The 17636-nt window shown below is 66.2% G+C and carries 16 protein-coding genes; 10 read left to right on the forward strand and 6 right to left on the reverse strand.

Annotation, left to right across the window (positions count from 1 at the left end):
• Positions 1–17: 17 nt before the first annotated feature.
• From C7453_RS05875 to C7453_RS05900, 6 genes are all read right to left on the reverse strand, one after another.
• Entirely contained in the window at positions 18–755 is a 738-nt protein-coding gene (locus C7453_RS05875; protein ID WP_114726567.1) for a 2OG-Fe dioxygenase family protein, read from the reverse strand.
• Positions 748–3258, reverse strand: a complete 2511-nt coding sequence (locus tag C7453_RS05880) for a mechanosensitive ion channel family protein (protein WP_371858481.1) — start codon at positions 3256–3258, stop codon at positions 748–750. Before C7453_RS05880 ends, C7453_RS05875 begins: the two co-directional genes overlap by 8 nt.
• 108 nt (positions 3259–3366) lie before the next feature.
• Complete coding sequence (gene thiM / locus C7453_RS05885) at positions 3367–4206, reverse strand: hydroxyethylthiazole kinase (protein ID WP_114726568.1); 840 nt, start codon at positions 4204–4206, stop codon at positions 3367–3369.
• A 30-nt stretch (positions 4207–4236) separates the two neighbouring features.
• Positions 4237–4851, reverse strand: coding sequence for an RDD family protein (locus tag C7453_RS05890; RefSeq protein WP_114726569.1), 615 nt, complete (start codon positions 4849–4851; stop codon positions 4237–4239).
• Positions 4852–4887: 36 nt separating this feature from the next.
• Positions 4888–6120, reverse strand: a complete 1233-nt coding sequence (argJ, locus tag C7453_RS05895) for a bifunctional glutamate N-acetyltransferase/amino-acid acetyltransferase ArgJ (RefSeq protein WP_114726570.1) — start codon at positions 6118–6120, stop codon at positions 4888–4890.
• Positions 6121–6250: 130 nt separating this feature from the next.
• Complete coding sequence (locus C7453_RS05900; RefSeq protein ID WP_114726571.1) at positions 6251–7210, reverse strand: peptidylprolyl isomerase; 960 nt, start codon at positions 7208–7210, stop codon at positions 6251–6253.
• 242 nt (positions 7211–7452) lie between these two features.
• On the opposite strand from C7453_RS05900, the gene secA reads away from it, so the two are divergent.
• The 10 genes from secA (at position 7453) to tolB (ending at position 17533) form a co-directional block, all read left to right on the forward strand.
• Positions 7453–10185 carry a preprotein translocase subunit SecA gene (gene secA / locus C7453_RS05905; RefSeq protein ID WP_114726572.1) on the forward strand — a complete coding sequence of 911 codons (2733 nt, stop codon included), beginning with the start codon at positions 7453–7455 and terminating at the stop codon, positions 10183–10185.
• Between the two features lie 231 nt (positions 10186–10416).
• Positions 10417–11166 carry a YebC/PmpR family DNA-binding transcriptional regulator gene (locus tag C7453_RS05910; RefSeq protein WP_114726573.1) on the forward strand — a complete coding sequence of 250 codons (750 nt, stop codon included), beginning with the start codon at positions 10417–10419 and terminating at the stop codon, positions 11164–11166.
• Positions 11167–11177: 11 nt separating this feature from the next.
• A complete protein-coding gene (ruvC, locus tag C7453_RS05915; RefSeq protein ID WP_114726696.1) occupies positions 11178–11684 on the forward strand; it encodes a crossover junction endodeoxyribonuclease RuvC in 507 nt (168 codons plus the stop codon).
• Positions 11681–12298: a Holliday junction branch migration protein RuvA gene (ruvA, locus tag C7453_RS05920; RefSeq protein ID WP_114726574.1), complete on the forward strand. Its 618-nt coding sequence runs from the start codon at positions 11681–11683 to the stop codon at positions 12296–12298. Before ruvC ends, ruvA begins: the two co-directional genes overlap by 4 nt.
• Entirely contained in the window at positions 12295–13341 is a 1047-nt protein-coding gene (gene ruvB, locus C7453_RS05925) for a Holliday junction branch migration DNA helicase RuvB (protein WP_114726575.1), read from the forward strand. The genes ruvA and ruvB overlap by 4 nt, the downstream gene beginning before the upstream one ends.
• Positions 13338–13742, forward strand: coding sequence for a YbgC/FadM family acyl-CoA thioesterase (locus C7453_RS05930; protein ID WP_114726576.1), 405 nt, complete (start codon positions 13338–13340; stop codon positions 13740–13742). The genes ruvB and C7453_RS05930 overlap by 4 nt, the downstream gene beginning before the upstream one ends.
• A gap of 189 nt (positions 13743–13931) precedes the next feature.
• The gene (gene tolQ / locus C7453_RS05935) at positions 13932–14648 is read left to right on the forward strand and encodes a protein TolQ (RefSeq protein ID WP_114726697.1); all 717 of its coding nucleotides are present in this window, start codon (positions 13932–13934) and stop codon (positions 14646–14648) included.
• Between the two features lie 3 nt (positions 14649–14651).
• Positions 14652–15095, forward strand: coding sequence for a protein TolR (tolR, locus tag C7453_RS05940; RefSeq protein WP_114726577.1), 444 nt, complete (start codon positions 14652–14654; stop codon positions 15093–15095).
• A gap of 27 nt (positions 15096–15122) precedes the next feature.
• Positions 15123–16115 (forward strand): energy transducer TonB, encoded by a 993-nt coding sequence (locus C7453_RS05945; RefSeq protein WP_114726578.1) that lies wholly within the window; start codon positions 15123–15125, stop codon positions 16113–16115.
• Positions 16116–16159: 44 nt separating this feature from the next.
• Complete coding sequence (gene tolB / locus C7453_RS05950; RefSeq protein WP_114726579.1) at positions 16160–17533, forward strand: Tol-Pal system beta propeller repeat protein TolB; 1374 nt, start codon at positions 16160–16162, stop codon at positions 17531–17533.
• Positions 17534–17636 lie beyond the last annotated feature (103 nt).

Consider the following 17636-nt stretch of genomic DNA (forward strand, 5'->3'; position numbering starts at 1 on the left):
TTGGGTGGGGGTAGCCCCTACTGGTGCCGGAAGGTCACGACCAGGACATCGCGCCAGGCGGGGCGCGCGGCGTCGATCGGCCGGACGGCGGTGACGCCGTGATAGACGCGGTTATCGTCCACCAGGGCGGCGTCCAGCGGGTCGGTCAGGGTGAAATGCCCGACGGGGCGGCGATGCAGGTCGTGGATCGTCGTCTCGCCGCTGGCCACGTTCTCGCGTTGGACCATCAGGACCAGCACCCAGTCCACGCCGTCGCGATGCAGCCCTTCGGGCGTCGGCTCGCCCGGTTCCCCGGCGCGGGCTTCGATCCGGAACTGGTGGATTTCGACATGCCAGGCATCGGGGCGCCGGTCGGGCGGCGTGAGGTCGGTGACCAGCCGGCGCATCAGCCGCAGCACGGCCAGGAGGGCCGGGTGGGTGCCGATCGTGGATTCCACGGGGCGGAACCAGCGTTCGATGCCGCCATTCAGTTCGTTGTAATCGCGGCTCTGGTAATGGGGCTGGTGCTTCTTGCGTTCGATCGCCTCGGCCGAAACCGTGTAGGTGGCGTGCCGCCGCCGGCGGTAGCGGCCACCATCGGCCATGTAGCGGTCCAGCCCCAGCCGGTTCCAGCTTGCGGCGAAACCCGCCCAGTCCGCCAGGCCGTACGGTTGCAGCAGCGCGCGCGTCGTGGGGGCGTGCAGGCAGGCGAAGCCGTCCTGCGCCAGGGGGGATTCGACGCCGGCCAGATCGGCCGGCAGGGGGGTGTCATTCATGGGATGGGTCCGATTGGGGGGACGCCGGCGGTGTATTGGCATTGGCGGGCGGCGCCGAGGGGGCCTGGCCGATCAGCAGGGGCGAACTCCCGAAATTGCTCATCAGCGAAATGGCGGTGGGGATCGGGAATTTTACCCCTTCGGCGACCATACGCAGGCCCAGGCGGCGGTAATATTCGCGCCAGACCTTCCATTTGCTGCCGGGTGTGGTGCGGAACGACCCCAGGAATTTCGCGCCGTTTCCATCGGCGTTCTCGACGCCGAGGAAGGTGAAGTCGGACAGGATCATCGGGGCGAACTGGGCGTCGGCCCGCATTTCCGTGACCACTTTCGCCAGGATGCCGGCCACGCGGTCGGGGCTTTCGGAGAGGTCGAGCATGAAGCTGACGATCACCACGTTATAGTCGCGCGAGGTATTGGCGATCGAGGTGACGGACGAGAAGGGGATGATGTGGACGTCGCCCGTGACGGTGCGCAGACGCAGCGTGCGGATCGAGAGATGTTCGACCGTGCCGGAGACGCCGCCGGCGGTGACCCAGTCGCCGACCTGCATCGCGTTTTCCACCAGCATGAAGAAGCCGGTGATGAAATCCTTGACCAGGCTTTGCGAGCCGAAGGCGATGGCGGCACCCATGATGCCCGCGCCGGTCAGTAGCGGCGCGACGTTGAGGCCGATCTGCGACAGGGTGGTGACGGCGACGATGATGACGATGACCGTCAGCAGCACGGTGCGGATGATCGGCAGGACCGTGCGCAGTCGGATGGCGCGCGAGACCTGCTCGCTGCTTTCGTACCGGTTGATCTGGTTCTGCAATGCGGCGTTCGCGGCCTCCCACACCACGATCGCGACCGTGAAGGCGACCATGACCGACAGGATGGCGGCGACGATGCGTGTGCCCAGGTCGCCATGCAGGAAGAAGGCGACGGCTGGAATGCCCCACGACTGCAACAGGACGACGCCCGTCGCGAAGATCAGCAGTGCCGACAGGGCGCGCCTGGCATAGGGATAGTAATAATCGGCTCGGGCCCGCAGACCGGGATAGCGGGTCTCGACGTCATCACTGATATGGAACAGGCGGTTCTGTACGCCGAAGAGCAGTAGGGCCAGCATGCGCGAGATGACGATGACGACGACCGTCATGACTGCGGTGCGCCAGATCCAGGTATAGCCGCCGCGGACCTGGGTGGCCCAGACCAGCCATAGCGCCAGGTCGAATACCATGGCCGGCAGCCACCAGAGTTGCGCGAGGCGGCCGACGAACTGCCAGAACGAACTCTTCTGAAAGCGGGCCGGTGGATGCAGGGCCGCGGCCACCTGATGGCGGATACGCCAGATGAATACCGCGATCATGAGATGTTCGGCCAGCACCAGCGCGCGGATCAGGGCCTCGGTTCCGCGCGGGGCGAGGTGGAACAATCCGCCCAGGGTGGAGAGGCAGACCACGATCGAGGGCATGGCGACCAGCACGTTCCACCAGCGGGTCACGATCCGGGCCGTGCGGTCAGACGCGCTGCACAGCCGGATGGTGGGCGATTTCGGCACCATGACGGTTTCGACCAGCAGGTAGATTCCGCGGGCCGCGGCGTAAGCGTTTGCCAGGGTGAGCGTGACCAGTTCGGCCTGCTCGCTGCCGCCGAGGAGGGTGGCGCCGGCATAACCGATGCCCAGGAACAGGGCCACGGGTAGAAGCTTGGTCAGCAGATGCAGCAGCGAGAAGGGAATCCGGCGGATGATGCGCAGGGTTTCGACCTGTTTGCGGTCATCCTGGCGCCTTGTGTCCTGGACTGTTCGTTCGGCCTGCGTTTCTCCGGCGGGGGTGGGAGTGTCGTCCTCCGCCTGGACCTGGGCCGCGCGCTGGTTCAGGCGGTGTTCGGCATCGACCGCGCGGGCGGTGATGCTGTTGAGCGGCCGGCGCAGCGCGATGGATAGGCCGCGTTCGGCGGCCATGGCGAGGAGGATGATCAGCCCCGCGCGGCCGAATGCATCGAACAGGGCGTTGCGCGAATCCGGGTCGGACAGTTCGGTGCGGAACCAGTGGCCGACGAAGGCGAGGTCGGCGAAGAGGGCGGCGAACTGACGGGCCTGGTGGACGATGCCGTTGCGCATGGTGGACAGTTCGTCCAGCACGTCGCTGCCCACGCTGTCGGGTTCCAGCGCCACATCCGACTTGCCGGTGGAGGCCGCGGCCGGAGGCTTGGCCGCCGAAGGCGTGGCTGGGGCCGTCTGTGGCAGGCCTTTTGTGATCGCATTCAGGGTGTTTGTGAACTCGGCGCGCTTCTGCGGATCGTTCAGCACGCCCAGCACCTGCTGCGCCTGCTGGGCGGTCATGCCGGGTGGAGAGGATTGTGACGAGGAAGGGGGCGCGGCTGCGGCATCGGCGGCGCGGCCGGAAGCCGATGGGAGGCAGAGTGTACCGAGAAGCAGCAGCAGGATCGGCATCATCCGGCATGGGCGCCGTCCGGCGCGGGGAAAGGAAGGACCACGAACGGGGAAGACCGACATGCCTGTGTATTACCTCCTGGAGGGATGACCGGGTTGGGACCGGGTTGTCGCGCAGGGCCTGACTGGAAATGCGCGCTGGTGATCCGACGCGCATCTCCAGTCAGGCTCTTATGGGGCCAGGATAGCGATCCGCGCCCCTTGCGTCACCGTGTCCCGGTCCAGTTGATACAGGGTGTCCAGCAGGCGGACTTGCAGGCTGCCGGGGCCGGCGGCTTCGCGGGCCGCGCGCTCGCCCGCCAGGCCGATCAGAACCATGGCGTGCGCGCAGGCGACCATCGCATCGGGTTCCACGGCCAGGCAGGCGCCAGCCAGTGCGGTGGCGGTGCAGCCCAGTGCGGTGACGCGCGTCATCATCGGGTGGCCGTTCGCCACCGTCGCGATCCGCGTGCCGTCGGTGATGTGGTCGGTCGCGCCGCTGACGACGACGCAGGCGCCGGTTGACCGGGCCAGTCGGCCGGCTGCATCCACGGCCTGTTCGGCGGTTTTGAGCGAGTCCACGCCGCGCCCGCTGGGCGGTGGTTCGGCATGGCCGTCGCGCAGATGGGCGAGCGCGATGATTTCCGAGGCGTTGCCGCGAATCGCCTGTGGGGCGTGGGCCAGGCTGTCCAGCGCGATCCGGGCGCGGAAGGCGAGTGCCCCGACCGCCACCGGATCGAGGATCCAGGGCGTGCCGGCACGTTGGGCCGCCTTTGTGGCGCGGGTGATGGCGGCGGCCTGGGGGGCTGTGATGGTGCCGATATTGACCACCAGAGCGGCCGCCTGAGAGGCGAAGGCTTCGACTTCTTCCTCGGCATCGACCATGGCGGGCGAGGCGCCGAGGGCCAGCAGGGCGTTGGCCGTGCTGTTCGCGGCCACGATGTTGGTGATGTTATGGACCAGTGGCGTGGCGGCCCGGACGCGCTCCAGCGTCGTGGCGACGGCATCGGGCGTGAAGAAGGCGTTCGACATGAAGTGTGGCCTCCCGCGAAAGTCGCCTTCTTATCTGGGTGGGGTGAAGCTGACGAGTGCTTCCTCCTGCTGGCGGATGACGCAGGTGCCGGCCAGCAGGTCGTGCAGGGCCTGTTTGCGGCGGGTCCACATTACCATCAGGAACCCCAGACCCAGTGTCAGGATCGACAGGAAATGGCCGAAATACCGCACAGTCGCGCGGCCGAGCCCGATTTTCTGGCCGTGCTGGTCGGTGACGCGCATGCGGCAGGCCCGTTTGCCGGGCGTGCCTTGCAGGCGCGAGGATTCGAACAGGATATAATAAAGTGCCGGCAGGAGAAGCTGGAGAACCTCGTACAGTCCGTTGCCATGCCATGTCGGATGGAAGCCGCTGTAGGAATAGGAATAATCCGCCGGGACGGTGCTGATGACGTCGCTGATGCGGACGATATCCGAGATCTCGTATTTGTTCGCTGCCGATCCACTGTTCGTCACCGTGACGGTGAGGCTGGGCGAAACGGCCAGCCGCATGATGCCGCCCAGCACACTGAGGATGAAAGCGTCGATGAGCCAGGCCAGTGTTCTGAACCAGAAGCCGGCATAGACCCAGACATAGCGGGGATGGAGGCTACCGAACGGATCGGAAAGCGGCGGCACGTCGGGCATGGAGCGGTCTCCGCGCGGTCGGTCGGCTACGCGCAGTCAGCTGCGATAGGACCCGTTGATGTCGATATAGCCGTGGGTCAGGTCGCAGCTCCAGGCGGTGCCGATGCCGTTGCCGAGACCCAGGTCGATCGTGATCTCGATTTCCGGGCCCTTCATGTGGGCGACGACCGGGGTTTCGTCATAGCCGGGTACCACGGTGCCTTCGCGGGCGATCCAGACGCCGCCGATGGCGACTGAAAGCGTGTCGCGGTTCGCGGGTTCGCCGCTCTTGCCCACGGCCATGACGACGCGGCCCCAGTTGGCGTCCTCGCCGGCGATCGCGGTTTTGACCAGAGGGGAATTGGCGACGGCCATCGCGACCTTGCGGGCGGATTCGTCGCTGACGGCACCCTTGACCTGGATTTCAATGAGCTTGGTGGCGCCCTCGCCGTCGCGCACCACCAGCAGGGCCAGTTCCAGCAGCAGATCGTTCAGTGCGGTGGCGAACGCGGCCAGTGCCGGATCGTCGGGCGTAGTGACGGGCGGGTTGCCGGCCTGGCCGGTGGCAAACAGAAGCACCATGTCCGAGGTCGATGTGTCGGAATCGACCGTGGTGCGGTTGAAGCTGCGGTTGGTGCCTGCCGCCAGCAGCGGTTGCAGGATGCTGGGCGGCAGGGCGGCGTCGGTGGCCACGAAGCACAGCATGGTCGCCATGTCGGGTGCGACCATGCCGCTGCCCTTGGCGATGCCCTGGATGCGGACCGGCACGCCGCCGATTTCCGTCTCGCGCACCGCCGCCTTGGGGAAGGTGTCGGTGGTCATGATGCCGCGCGCGGCGTCCGCCCAGCCGGTTTCCGACAGGATGGCGTAAAGGCCGGGCAGGGCCGTGGAAATTTTCTCGTAGGGCAGGACCTCGCCGATCACGCCGGTCGAAGCCAGGAAGACCTCGCTGGCTGCGCAACCGACCAGGCGGGCGGCATCGGCGGCATTGGCCTGCGTGGCTTCGTAGCCGGCGCGGCCGGTGAAGACGTTGGCATTGCCGGCATTGACCACCAGCGCGCGGGCCGACCCGTCCGGCAGGGCGGCGCGGCACCAGTCAACGGGCGCGCCGGGGCATTTATTGCGGGTGAAGACGCCGGCGACCGTGGTGCCGGGGGCGAAATCCGCCATCACCAGATCGGTCCGTCCGACATAGCGGATGCCGGCCGCCGCCGCGCCGAAACGCACCCCAGCCACGGGCGGAAGGTCCGGCAGCGCGCGGGCGAGGGGAGATACGGGGAGGGGAGCCATCGGTCCGGTCTTCTTTATCTGGGAGCAGTTATGGTCCGACCCGCTAGGGGCGGGAAGGCATAGTCTTTAATGGAACCGGCCGCTTCATCGGGGTTTCATGTGAAACCTGATGAAGCGGCCGGGTTGGTCGTTACTTCTTGGTCGGAGCAGCCGGGGCCGCTGTCGCCGGGGCGGGGGTGTCGGCGATCGGCTTGCCGCTGGGGTCGTAACGCACGACCTTGACGCCGGCCACTGCCTTTTCGACTGCCTCGCGGACGCCCTGCTGGATCAGCTTCTGGCGCACTTCGTCACGCACCGCGTCCAGCTTGGGGATGGCGGCGGTACGGGTGTCCAGCACCTCGATCACATGCCAGCCGTACTGGGTATGCACCGGCGTCTGGCTGATGGTGTGGGGCTTCATGGCGAAGGCGGCGTCGGAGAAGGCCGGCAGCATGTCGCCCTTCTTGAACCAGCCGAGGTCGCCGCCATTCTGCTTGGCCGAGGCCTTGTCGGTCGACAGCTTGGTGGCCAGGGCCGTGAAGTCGGCGCCGCCCTTGAGCTGCTTGATCACGTCCTTCGCCTCGGCTTCCGTCGCCACCAGGATATGGCGGGCGTGGACTTCCTGCTCCGGCTTCTTGTTCGCGTAGTTCTTGTCGTAATAGGCCTGGATCGCGGCGTCGGTCAGCGTCGGCGTGACCTTCTGCGACAGGTAGGCGTTCTGCAGCGCGTTGGAAGCGGCGGTCTGCATCTGCTGCTTGACCTCGGGCTGGTTCTCCAGCCCTTCCTTGTGCGCCGCGACCTGGATCGCCTTCTGGTCGATGATCTGGTTCAGCAGCATCGGGAAAATCATGTTAGGCGGCAGCTGGCGCAGCTGCTGCGGCATGCCGGCAGCGGCCTGGCGCACATCGTCCAGATGAATGTCTTCGCCATTCACGGTGGCGACCAGCGGGTTCGGATTGGCCGGGGCTGCCGGTTGGGCTGTGCCGGCGGCCGGTGCGGCAGCCGGGGCGGGTGCTGCGGCCGGGGCAGCGGCACGGGCATGAGGAATGGAAAGCGCAGGAACGAGCAGGGCTGCCGCCAGAATGGAGGCTGCCGGGCTGGAAGGCCGCATGTGATGAGAACCCTAAAATATAAAGCGTCCGTTTCATCATGGCCGAGCCTGCCCGGTCCTGCAAGGCTGGGTGGAGCGGGGTGGAGAGGAAGCTTTTGAAACAGCCTTCCAGGCGGGCTTCGGTTGACCGGTGGCGGTGTGGGTCCTATCTCAGATGCCGCGCGCGCGAATGCCCTTGCTCCAGTTCCAGCCCGTCCGGGAGTCCGGCCGGGGGTGGGGCCGCGCCATTCCGGAAGGTCTACATGTTCGCCAGTCTTGCCCGTGCCCTGTTTGGAACCGCCAACGATCGTTCTCTGAAGGCTTTCCAGCGCCGCGTGCCCGAGATCAACGCGCACGAACCCGCGCTGCGTGCGTTGGACGATGCGGCCCTCGCGGCCAAGACGGGGGAGTTCCGGGAGCGGATCGCGAAAGGCACGTCGCTGGATGCGCTGCTGCCTGAGGCGTTCGCGGTGGCACGCGAGGCAGCGCGCCGTGTGCTGGGGATGCGTCATTTCGATGTGCAGCTGATCGGCGGCATGGTGCTGCATGCCGGGCGGATCGCGGAAATGCGGACCGGCGAAGGCAAGACGCTGGTGGCGACGCTGGCCGTGTATCTGAGCGCGCTGACCGGCAAGGGCGTGCATGTGGTGACGGTCAATGATTACCTGGCCCGCCGCGATGCCGAGGAAATGGGCCAGATCTATAGCTTCCTGGGGCTGACCACGGGCGTGATCGTGCCCAATATGGCCGACGAGGAACGACGCGCGGCCTATCGGGCCGATATCACCTACGGCACCAACAACGAATTCGGCTTCGATTATCTGCGCGATAACATGAAGTACCGGATCGAGGACATGGTGCAGCGCCCCTTCCACCACGCCATCGTGGATGAGGTGGATTCGATCCTGATCGACGAGGCGCGGACGCCGCTGATCATCTCGGGGCCGGCCGACGACAGTTCGGACCTCTATCGTTCGGTGGATGAGGTGGTGCGGGAACTGGTGAAGGTGCCCGAGACCTTCGAGAAGGACGAGAAGTTCCGCACCGTGATCCTGACCGATGCAGGATCGGAGCAGGTCGAGACCATGCTGCGCGAGGCGGGGGTGCTGGCCGAGGGCGGGCTGTACGACATCCACAACATCGCGGTGATCCACCATGTGCAGCAGTCGCTGCGCGCCCATACGCTGTTCTCGCGCGATGTGGACTACATCGTGCGTGGCGGCAAGGTGATCATCATTGATGAGTTCACCGGCCGCATGATGGATGGCCGCCGCTATTCCGACGGGCTGCACCAGGCGCTGGAAGCCAAGGAGCATGTCGAGGTCCAGCAGGAAAACCAGACGCTGGCCTCGATCACCTTCCAGAATTATTTCCGCCTCTATCCCAAGCTGTCCGGCATGACCGGCACGGCGATGACCGAGGCTGATGAATTTGCCGAGATCTACAAGCTCGACGTGGTCGAGATTCCGACCAACCTGCCGGTGTCGCGCAAGGATGGGGACGACGAGGTCTATCTGACCGCGCGCGAGAAATATGAGGCCGTCAGCAATCTGATCGAGGAGATTGCCAAGACGCCTCAGCCGGTGCTGGTGGGGACGACCTCGATCGAGAAGAGCGAGTATCTGTCGGAGCTTCTGAAGAAGCGGGGTATTCGCCACAATGTGCTGAATGCCCGTTTCCACGAGATGGAGGCGACGATCGTGGCCCAGGCCGGCGCGCCGGGAGCGATTACGATCGCGACCAACATGGCCGGGCGTGGCACCGACATCAAGCTGGGCGGCAACGTGGAGATGCGCATTCGCCAGGAACTGGCGGATGTGGAGGACCCCGAGGAAAAGGCGCGGCGCGAGGCTGAAATTCGGGCGCAGGTAGCGGAATATCACGGCATCGTCCGCGCGGCGGGCGGGCTGTATGTGATCGGCACCGAGCGGCATGAAAGCCGCCGGATCGACAACCAGTTGCGCGGACGTGCCGGGCGGCAGGGTGATCCGGGCAATTCGCGCTTTTTCATCTCGCTTGAAGACGACCTGATGCGCATCTTCGGGACCGAGCGGATGGGCGGGATGCTCCAGCGCCTGGGCCTGAAGGACGGCGAGGCGATCGTTCATCCTTGGATCAACAAGGCCCTGGAGCGCGCGCAGAAAAAGGTCGAGGCCCGCAACTTCGACATGCGCAAGAACACGCTGAAATATGACGACGTCATGAACGACCAGCGCAAGGAGGTTTATGCCCAGCGCCGGGAATACATGGGGGCCGAGGACCTGTCGGCGACGGTGCAGGAGATGCGGGCCGAAATCATCCACGACATGGTGCGTCGGCGCATTCCCGAGAAGGCGTTTGCCGAGCAGTGGCAGAGTGCCGAACTGGCCGAAGACGTGCGCGAGACCCTGGGCCTGGATCTGCCGGTCGCGGACTGGGCCCGCGAGGACGGGGTGGACGGCGACGTGGTGACCGAACGGCTGGAGCAGGCGGCGACGCAGGCCCAGGCGGCCAAGGCGGCCAATTTCGGCCCCTCGGTGATGCGGTATATCGAGAAGCAGGTGGTGCTGACCACATTCGACTCGGCGTGGAAGGAGCATCTGCTGGCGCTGGACCAGCTTCGGCAGGGTATCGGCCTGCGTGCCTATGGGCAGAAAGACCCGCTGAACGAGTTCAAACACGAGGCATTTCAGCTTTTCACCGCCATGTTGGATGAGATGCGCCTGCGCGTGACCTCGACCATGGCGCGTGTCGAGGTGGCGCCGCCGGTTCTGGATAATCCGTTCTCGCACGCGGCGGAGATCCATGCCGATCCGCAGGTGCCGGGCCTCACCTCGGAGCCGGGACCTGGCGCGCTGTTTACTGAGCCGGCGGGTGATGTCGCGATTGCAACGCCGATCGGGGCCAGTGCGATCATGCCCGATGACCCGTCAAGCTGGGGCGAGACGCCGCGCAATGCGCTCTGCCCCTGCGGGTCGGGGAAGAAGTACAAACACTGCCACGGCCGCCTAGCCTGAGAGGCTGGCCGTAAATGCGCGCTGGTGGCGATCCGGCGCGCGTTTCCTGTGCTCCGATGCTCACGGCCCATAAGGCCGCTCCGCTTCGGTGCTCGGAAACACACGACGGACGCGACCCTTCGGGCCGCTCTCGCTCACCAGCCCACATTTCCGGCCAGCCTCCGGGCGGCCGGGTGGGGTGGCGATGAATGAAGATTTGACGATTTGATGAAGAGTTAGAGAAGACGGACGATGGCGGGTCATTCGCAATTCAAGAACATCATGCATCGCAAGGGCGCGCAGGACGCGCGCCGGGCCCGGCAGTTTGCCAAGGTGATCCGCGAGATTACCGTGGCGGCGCGTTCGGGCTTGCCTGACCCTGCGAGCAATCCGCGCCTGCGCGCCGCGATTTCGGCGGCGCGTGAGGTCAATATGCCGAAAGACACGGTCGAGCGCGCGATCAAGAAGGCGACGGGTGCCGGCGGCGGCGACGATTATGTGGAAGTGCGCTACGAGGGCTACGGCCCGGCGGGCGTGGCCGTGATCGTCGAGGCGCTGACCGACAACCGCAACCGCACGGCATCGGACGTGCGGGCTGCGTTCTCGAAATATGGCGGGTCGCTTGGCGAGACCAATTCGGTGTCGTTCATGTTCACCCGGTTGGGCGTGATCACCTATCCCGCCAGTGTCGCCAGCGAGGACGAGATGCTGGAGGCGGCGATCGAAGCCGGCGCCGAGAATGTGGAGAGCACTGCCGAAGGGCACGAGGTGACCTGCCCGGTGGAATCGTTCTTTGCGGTGCGTGATGCATTGGAGACGCGCTTCGGCGAGCCGGCGAGCGCGAAATTCGACTGGCGTCCCGGGACCGTCGTGACGCTGGACGAAGAAAAGGCGCGCACCGTGCTGAAGCTGATCGACGTGCTGGACGAAAGCGACGACGTGCAGGCCGTCTACGCCAATTTCGACCTGCCGGACGACGTGGCCGAGAAGCTGTCGGCCTGACCGGGATGTCGGTGGTCCGGCTGCTGGGCATTGATCCGGGCCTGCGCTTTACCGGCTGGGGCGTGATCGACGTGGCGGGCAACCGCCTGAGCCACGTCGCCGACGGCGTGATCGCGACCGATGGGGACTCGGCGGTGCCCGACCGGCTGCGCTGCCTGCATGACGGGTTGATGGACCTGGTGCATCGGTTTGAACCGGCCGAGGCGGCGGTGGAGGAAACCTATGTCAACCGCAACGGGTCCTCGACGCTGAAGCTGGGCTATGCGCGCGGGGTTGCGTTGCTGGTGCCGGCGCTGGCTGGAATCGCGGTTTCCGAATACGGTGCCATGGCGGTGAAGCGGGCGGTGGTCGGCACCGGTGCCGCCAGCAAGGAGCAGGTGGAGATGATGGTGCGCCGTCTTCTGCCCACGGCGACGATCAAGCGGGCCGATGCTTCGGACGCGCTGGCGGTGGCGATCTGCCACGCGCACCATCGTGCCAGCGCCCTGCGCGTGGCGGCGGGGACGCGCACGGCATGATCGCGCAACTGACCGGGCTGGTGGGACAGATCGAGGCTGATCGCTGCGTGATCGATGTGCATGGTGTGGGCTATCTGGTTCACGCTTCGACCCGCACGCTTTCCGTGCTGCCGACGCCTCCTGAAGTCTCTCGCGTGCTGGTCGAGACCGTGGTGCGCGAGGATGCCTTCCTCCTCTACGGTTTTGCCGATGCGGCGGAGCGGGACTGGTTCAGGCTGCTGACGACGGTGCAGGGGGTGGGGGCCAAGCTGGCGCTGGCGATACTCTCCGCGCTTTCGCCCGCCGATGTGGCGGCAACCATCGCGGCGGCGGACAAGGCGGGGCTGACACGGGTTTCGGGCGTGGGTGCGCGGCTGGCCGAGCGGATTCTGTCCGAACTGCGTGACAAGGCGGGCAAGCTGCCTGTGGGCGCGGGTATCGTGCTGCCGGTGGCACCTGCCTCGGCCGGGGTCGAGGGCGATGTGCTGCTGGCGCTGGCGGGGCTGGGTTTCCGCCGGGCCGAGGCGCAGCCGGTGGTGGCGCGGATTCTGGTACGGCTGAAGGAAGCCGGTGCCGGGCAGGAAGGTGATCTGGACGTGGTGATCCGTGAAAGCCTGCGGGAACTGGCGCGATGAGCGATCTGTCCCCTCGCGCGGTCGATCCGGGACGCATGGACGAGGACGCGGGCGAGGCCGGTCTGCGGCCGCAGACGCTTGAGGATTTTACGGGCCAGAAGGCCAGCCGCGAGAATCTGGCGATCTTTATCGCCGCCGCCCGCGCGCGGGGCGAGGCGATGGACCATGTGCTGCTGCATGGGCCGCCGGGGCTGGGCAAGACGACGCTGGCGCAGATCGTGGCGCGCGAACTCGGCGTGGGGTTTCGCGCCACTTCGGGGCCGGTGATCCAGCGCGCGGGGGATCTGGCGGCGATCCTGACCAATCTGCAGCCGCGTGATGTGCTGTTCATCGATGAAATCCATCGCCTGCAACCGGCGATCGAGGAAGTCCTGTATCCGGCGATGGAGGATTTTCAGCTCGATCTGATTATCGGCGAGGGGCCGGCCGCGCGATCGGTGCGGATCGACCTTTCACCCTTCACCCTGGTGGCGGCGACCACGCGGGCCGGGCTGCTGGCCACGCCGTTGCGCGACCGCTTCGGGATTCCGCTGCGGCTGGTGTTCTACACGGCCGAGGAATTGCGGCAGATCGTCTCGCGCGGCGCGCGGAAGCTGCAATTCGATCTGACGCCGGAGGGGGCGGAGGAAATCGCCCGCCGATCGCGCGGGACGCCGCGTATCGCCGGGCGACTGCTGCGGCGGGTGCGCGATTTCGCCTCCGTCGCGCGGCCGGGTCCGGTGGATCGGGCGATGGCCGATGCGGCCCTTTCGCGGCTGGAAGTCGATTCGCTGGGGCTGGATGCGATGGATCGGCGCTATCTGCGCCGGATCGCCGACTTTCATCATGGCGGCCCGGTGGGCGTGGAGACGCTGGCGGCGGCATTGGCCGAAGCGCGCGATACACTGGAAGATGTGGTGGAGCCCTATCTGATCCAGGAAGGGCTGGTGCTGCGGACCAGCCGCGGGCGGATGCTGGGCGAGCGCGGGTGGCGCCATCTGGGGCTGCAGCCTCCGGCCCGTCAGCCCGACCAGGGCGATCTTTTGCAGGGAGAGGACGGATGAAGCATAGCATCCCGTTTCGCGTCTATTACGAAGATACCGACGCGGGGGGTGTTGTCTATCATGCCCGCTATTTCGCCTTTGCCGAGCGGGCGCGGACCGAGGCGATTCGCGGGCTGGGCCGTTCGGCGTTTTCGCTGCTTGAGGAATATGGGCTGGCCTTCGTCATTCATCGCGCGACCATCGACTACAAGCGGCCGCTGCGGCTTGACGATGTCGTGACCGTGACGACCCGGCTGATCGAGCAGGGGCCGGCCAGTTGCCGGCTGGAGCAGGAATTCCTGCTGGAAGGCAAATGTTGCGCGCATCTGGACGTGCGACTGGCTTGCGTACGGGCCGCCGATGGCCGGGCTGCCCGATTTCCGCCTTTATGGCGTGATCTTCTGACCGGATTGCTGGATTAGGGCGAGGCGTTTCCCGCGTTTCTGTCCGGAAGAAAATTTTTCCGCGCGGCGTATGTGTCCCGCCGTAGGGGTGCTTCTGCTTTCTTCTGGAAGCCTATAAGGAACAGTATGGAAAGCAGTGTCGGACTGCTCCGACTCGGCGTCGGGATGCGGTGCTGAAGCTGCGTGCGGAAGGTGCAGGAGGCGTTTTTGGACCAAGCGGTTAACGCGGCGAATCTGGGCGCGGCGGCGTCCGACCTGTCGCTGTGGAGTTTGTTTCTGCACGCGGCGATCATCGTCAAACTGGTGATGATCGGCCTGGCGGTCAGCAGCATCGTCGTGTGGGGTATCATCTTCGACAAGATCGTGACCTTGCGTCGCGTCAATCGCGAAGCGTCGGCGTTCGAGGACAAGTTCTGGTCGGGCGGCAGCCTGGACGACCTGTATGAATCCGACGGCGCCAAGCCGCTGCATCCGATGGCGGCCGTGTTCGGCGCCGCGATGGGCGAATGGCGCCGCTCGGCGCGTATCGCCGGCATCGACCTGGCGCGCGGCGGGGTGAAGGAGCGCGTGGACCGCGCCATGAACATCACCATCACGCGCGAGATGGAGCGGCTGGGCCGCTGGATGATCTTCCTGGCCACGATCGGGCCGGTGGCGCCGTTCATCGGTCTGTTCGGCACGGTGTGGGGCATCATGCATGCGTTCGGGTCGATCGCGGCGATGCACAACACCAATCTGGCCGTGGTGGCACCCGGTATTTCCGAGGCGCTGTTCGCCACCGCCATCGGCCTTGTGACCGCCATTCCGGCGGTGATCGCCTATAACGTCATCAGCAACAGTCTGGCCCTGTTCGAGGACCGGATGGCGGCGTTCGGCACCGAATTCGCCGCGATCCTGTCCCGCCAGTCCGAAGAAAGGGGCTGAATCATGGGCGTTTCCCTCGGTGGAGGGGGCGGCCGCCGCGGGCGTCGCCGCCCGATGTCGGACATCAACGTTACCCCGCTGGTCGACGTCATGCTGGTGCTGCTGATCATCTTCATGGTGACGGCACCGATGATGACCAGCGGCGTGAATGTCGACCTGCCGAAGACCGACGCGGCGCCGGTCAATGCCGATACCAAGCCCATCACAGTATCCATCCGCAGTGACGGGTCGCTGTATCTGGGCGACAATCCGGTGTCGGCGGACCAGTTGCTGGACCAGTTGCGTGCGGCTGCCCAGAACGATCCGTCGCATCGCATCTTCGTGCGTGGCGATTCGCATATCGATTATGGGCGCGTGATGGAGGTCATGGGCCGTATCACGTCCGGCGGCTTCACCCATGTCGCCCTTCTGGCCCAGCAGCCGCCTTCGGGCGGCGGCGCGCCCTGACCGCCATCGGGTAGGAGAGCCGCCGTCGTGGTTCCGCCGCGTCGTTCCGAACGCAAGCTGATGCGGCGATCGATCGTCGTATCGGGCGTTGCGCATATGGTGCTGCTGACGGTCATGCTGCTGGGCTTGCATGTGCCCGTGCCGCCCGAGCCTCCGCCGCCGCCGACCATCGAGATGGAGTTTGCGCCGTCGGATAGCGGCGGCACGCCGCACAAGGCCGACAAGCCGGCGCCCAAGCCCGCGCCGGCTCCGGCCCCAGTGCCGCAGGATGCCCCGCCGGCCCCCACGCCGCCGGTGAAGGCGCCGAACGAGGAGGCTCCACCGCCGCCGCCTCCGCCGCCGCCGATTCCTCCACCGCCGGAGACGCCTCCGCAGAAGCTGCCCGACACCCCGGTGCCGCCCAAGGTGCAGCAGCCGTCGCCCGATGCCGTCCCGGCGCCGCCGACCCTGCCGTCGCCGCCCGTGCCCTCGCATGAGACGGCGCCGCCGTCGCCGCAGCCCGAGCCCGCGCCCCTGCCGAAGATGCAGCAATTCTCGCACATCACGCAGCCGAACGAGGCGAAGAAGGCGGTGCCGGACTCCCATTCGCTTTTGGCGACGCTGGATGCGTTCCGAGCGGACCAGAAGCAGACCCATCCGCCGAAGGCGCGGGCCAATCCGGTGCAGGGTGGCGCGCCCGATGGTGGTGGTGCGCCCGATGGCGACATTACCAGCGCGCTGAGTTCGGCCCAGCAGAAGGCGATCGGGAATGCCGTGCGCCGTTGCTATACCGAGGATACGGCGGCGAAGGACTATGCGCAGTTCGTCGCCCATCTGGTGGTGACGGTGGATGGTACGGGCATGGCCCGCATCGTGCAGTTCGCGCCCGAGACCCAGGCGCGGATGGCGGGGGATTCGTCCTATCGCGCTTTGGCCGAGCGGGCACGGGCAGCGGTGCTGAGCCCCACCTGCGCGCAATTGCCCATACCCAAGGCGATGCTGGGGCAGACCCAGCAGCTTAAATTCGTTTTCCGTCCGTGAGGCAGCCCAGGCGCTGCCCGGTCGGTGCCTTCGAGGAGAAGACCATGCGTTCGAATGAACTTCCGCTGATTTCCGATGCCGAGGCCTCGGTGCTGGCGACCTATTTCGGCCGTCGGGCCTTGCTTGGGACCGGTTGTGTGGCTGCCGGTGTTCTGACCATGCCGTTATCCGCCCCGGCCCAGGCGGCGCCCGGCGCGTCGGGCGATGCGGAAATTACGGTGGACCAGGCGCGCACTGCGCCGATTCCGATCGTCATTCCGGTGCTGGGCGGCGATACCGGGCAACTGGTGAGCAGTGTGATTTCGGGCGATCTGGGCAATTGCGGCCTGTTCTCGCCCATCAATGGCGCGCTGCCGGTGGGGGTGCCGGATTTCGGCACATATAAATCGCTGGGTGCGCGGGCGCTGGTCAGCGGCACCGCGACCACGGGCAGCGGTGGGCTGCGCGTCGAGTTCCGGCTGTGGGACGTGCTGACCGGGCAGCAGATCCAGGGCACCGCCTACACCGCGGGGGCCGGGGATGCGCGCAAGATCGCCCATATCATCGCCGATGTGATCTATGAGCGGCTGCTGGGCGAGAAGGGGTATTTCAACTCGCGAATCGCTTATATCGCCCGCTCCGGCCCGCGTGCGCACCAGATCACCCGGCTTGCGATCATGGACCAGGACGGTGCCAACAGCCATTACCTCTCCGGCGGCCAGTGGCTGACCCTGACCCCGCGTTTCAGCCCGGTCAGCGAACAGTTGGCCTTCATGTCCTATGCCAACAACCGGCCGCGCGTGTATGTGCTGAACCTGGCGACCGGGCGGCAGCAATTGCTGGGTGATTTCGACGGGATCTCGTTTGCACCGCGCTTTGCCCCTGATGGGCGGACGGTCGTGATGTCCGTTACGCGTGGAGGGGGATCGGACATTTATACGGTGGACCTGGCCTCACGCGCCAAGCGGCAGCTCACCAGCTCCGGCGCCATCGATACCAGCCCCTGCTACAGCCCGGACGGGTCGCAGATCGTCTTCAACTCGGATCGCGGGGGTACGCCGCAGCTTTACATCATGAGCGCGAGTGGTGGCGGTGCGAAGCGGGTTTCCTATGGGAACGGGACATACGGCTCGCCGGTCTGGTCGCCGCGTGGCGACCTGATCGCCTTTACCCGCATTGCGAACGGCAGCTTCTCGCTGGGCGTGATGGCACCTGATGGTACCGGCGAGCGGATACTGACCCAGGGCTTTACCGTGGATACCCCGACTTTCTGCCCTAATGGCCGGGTACTGGCTTTCTGCCGCCAGACGGCGGCGGGGTCCGGAGGGGCCGGGTTCTCGTCCTCGATCGGCACGATCGATATTACCGGCTTTCATGAACGGTCGATTCCGGCCGTTGGCATGTCGTCAGATCCGGCCTGGTCACCGCTGAACGGCTAAAAAAGTGCCTGAAAAGACACGTTACTGTGCTTTTCAGGCCGATGTACAAAACAAGATGCCCGGCATGTGTTACGGGCATCTTGACGGTCTGTCATGTCTGGCG

Origin of the sequence: Gluconacetobacter liquefaciens, assembly GCF_003350405.1 — a bacterium.
GTDB lineage: Bacteria > Pseudomonadota > Alphaproteobacteria > Acetobacterales > Acetobacteraceae > Gluconacetobacter > Gluconacetobacter liquefaciens.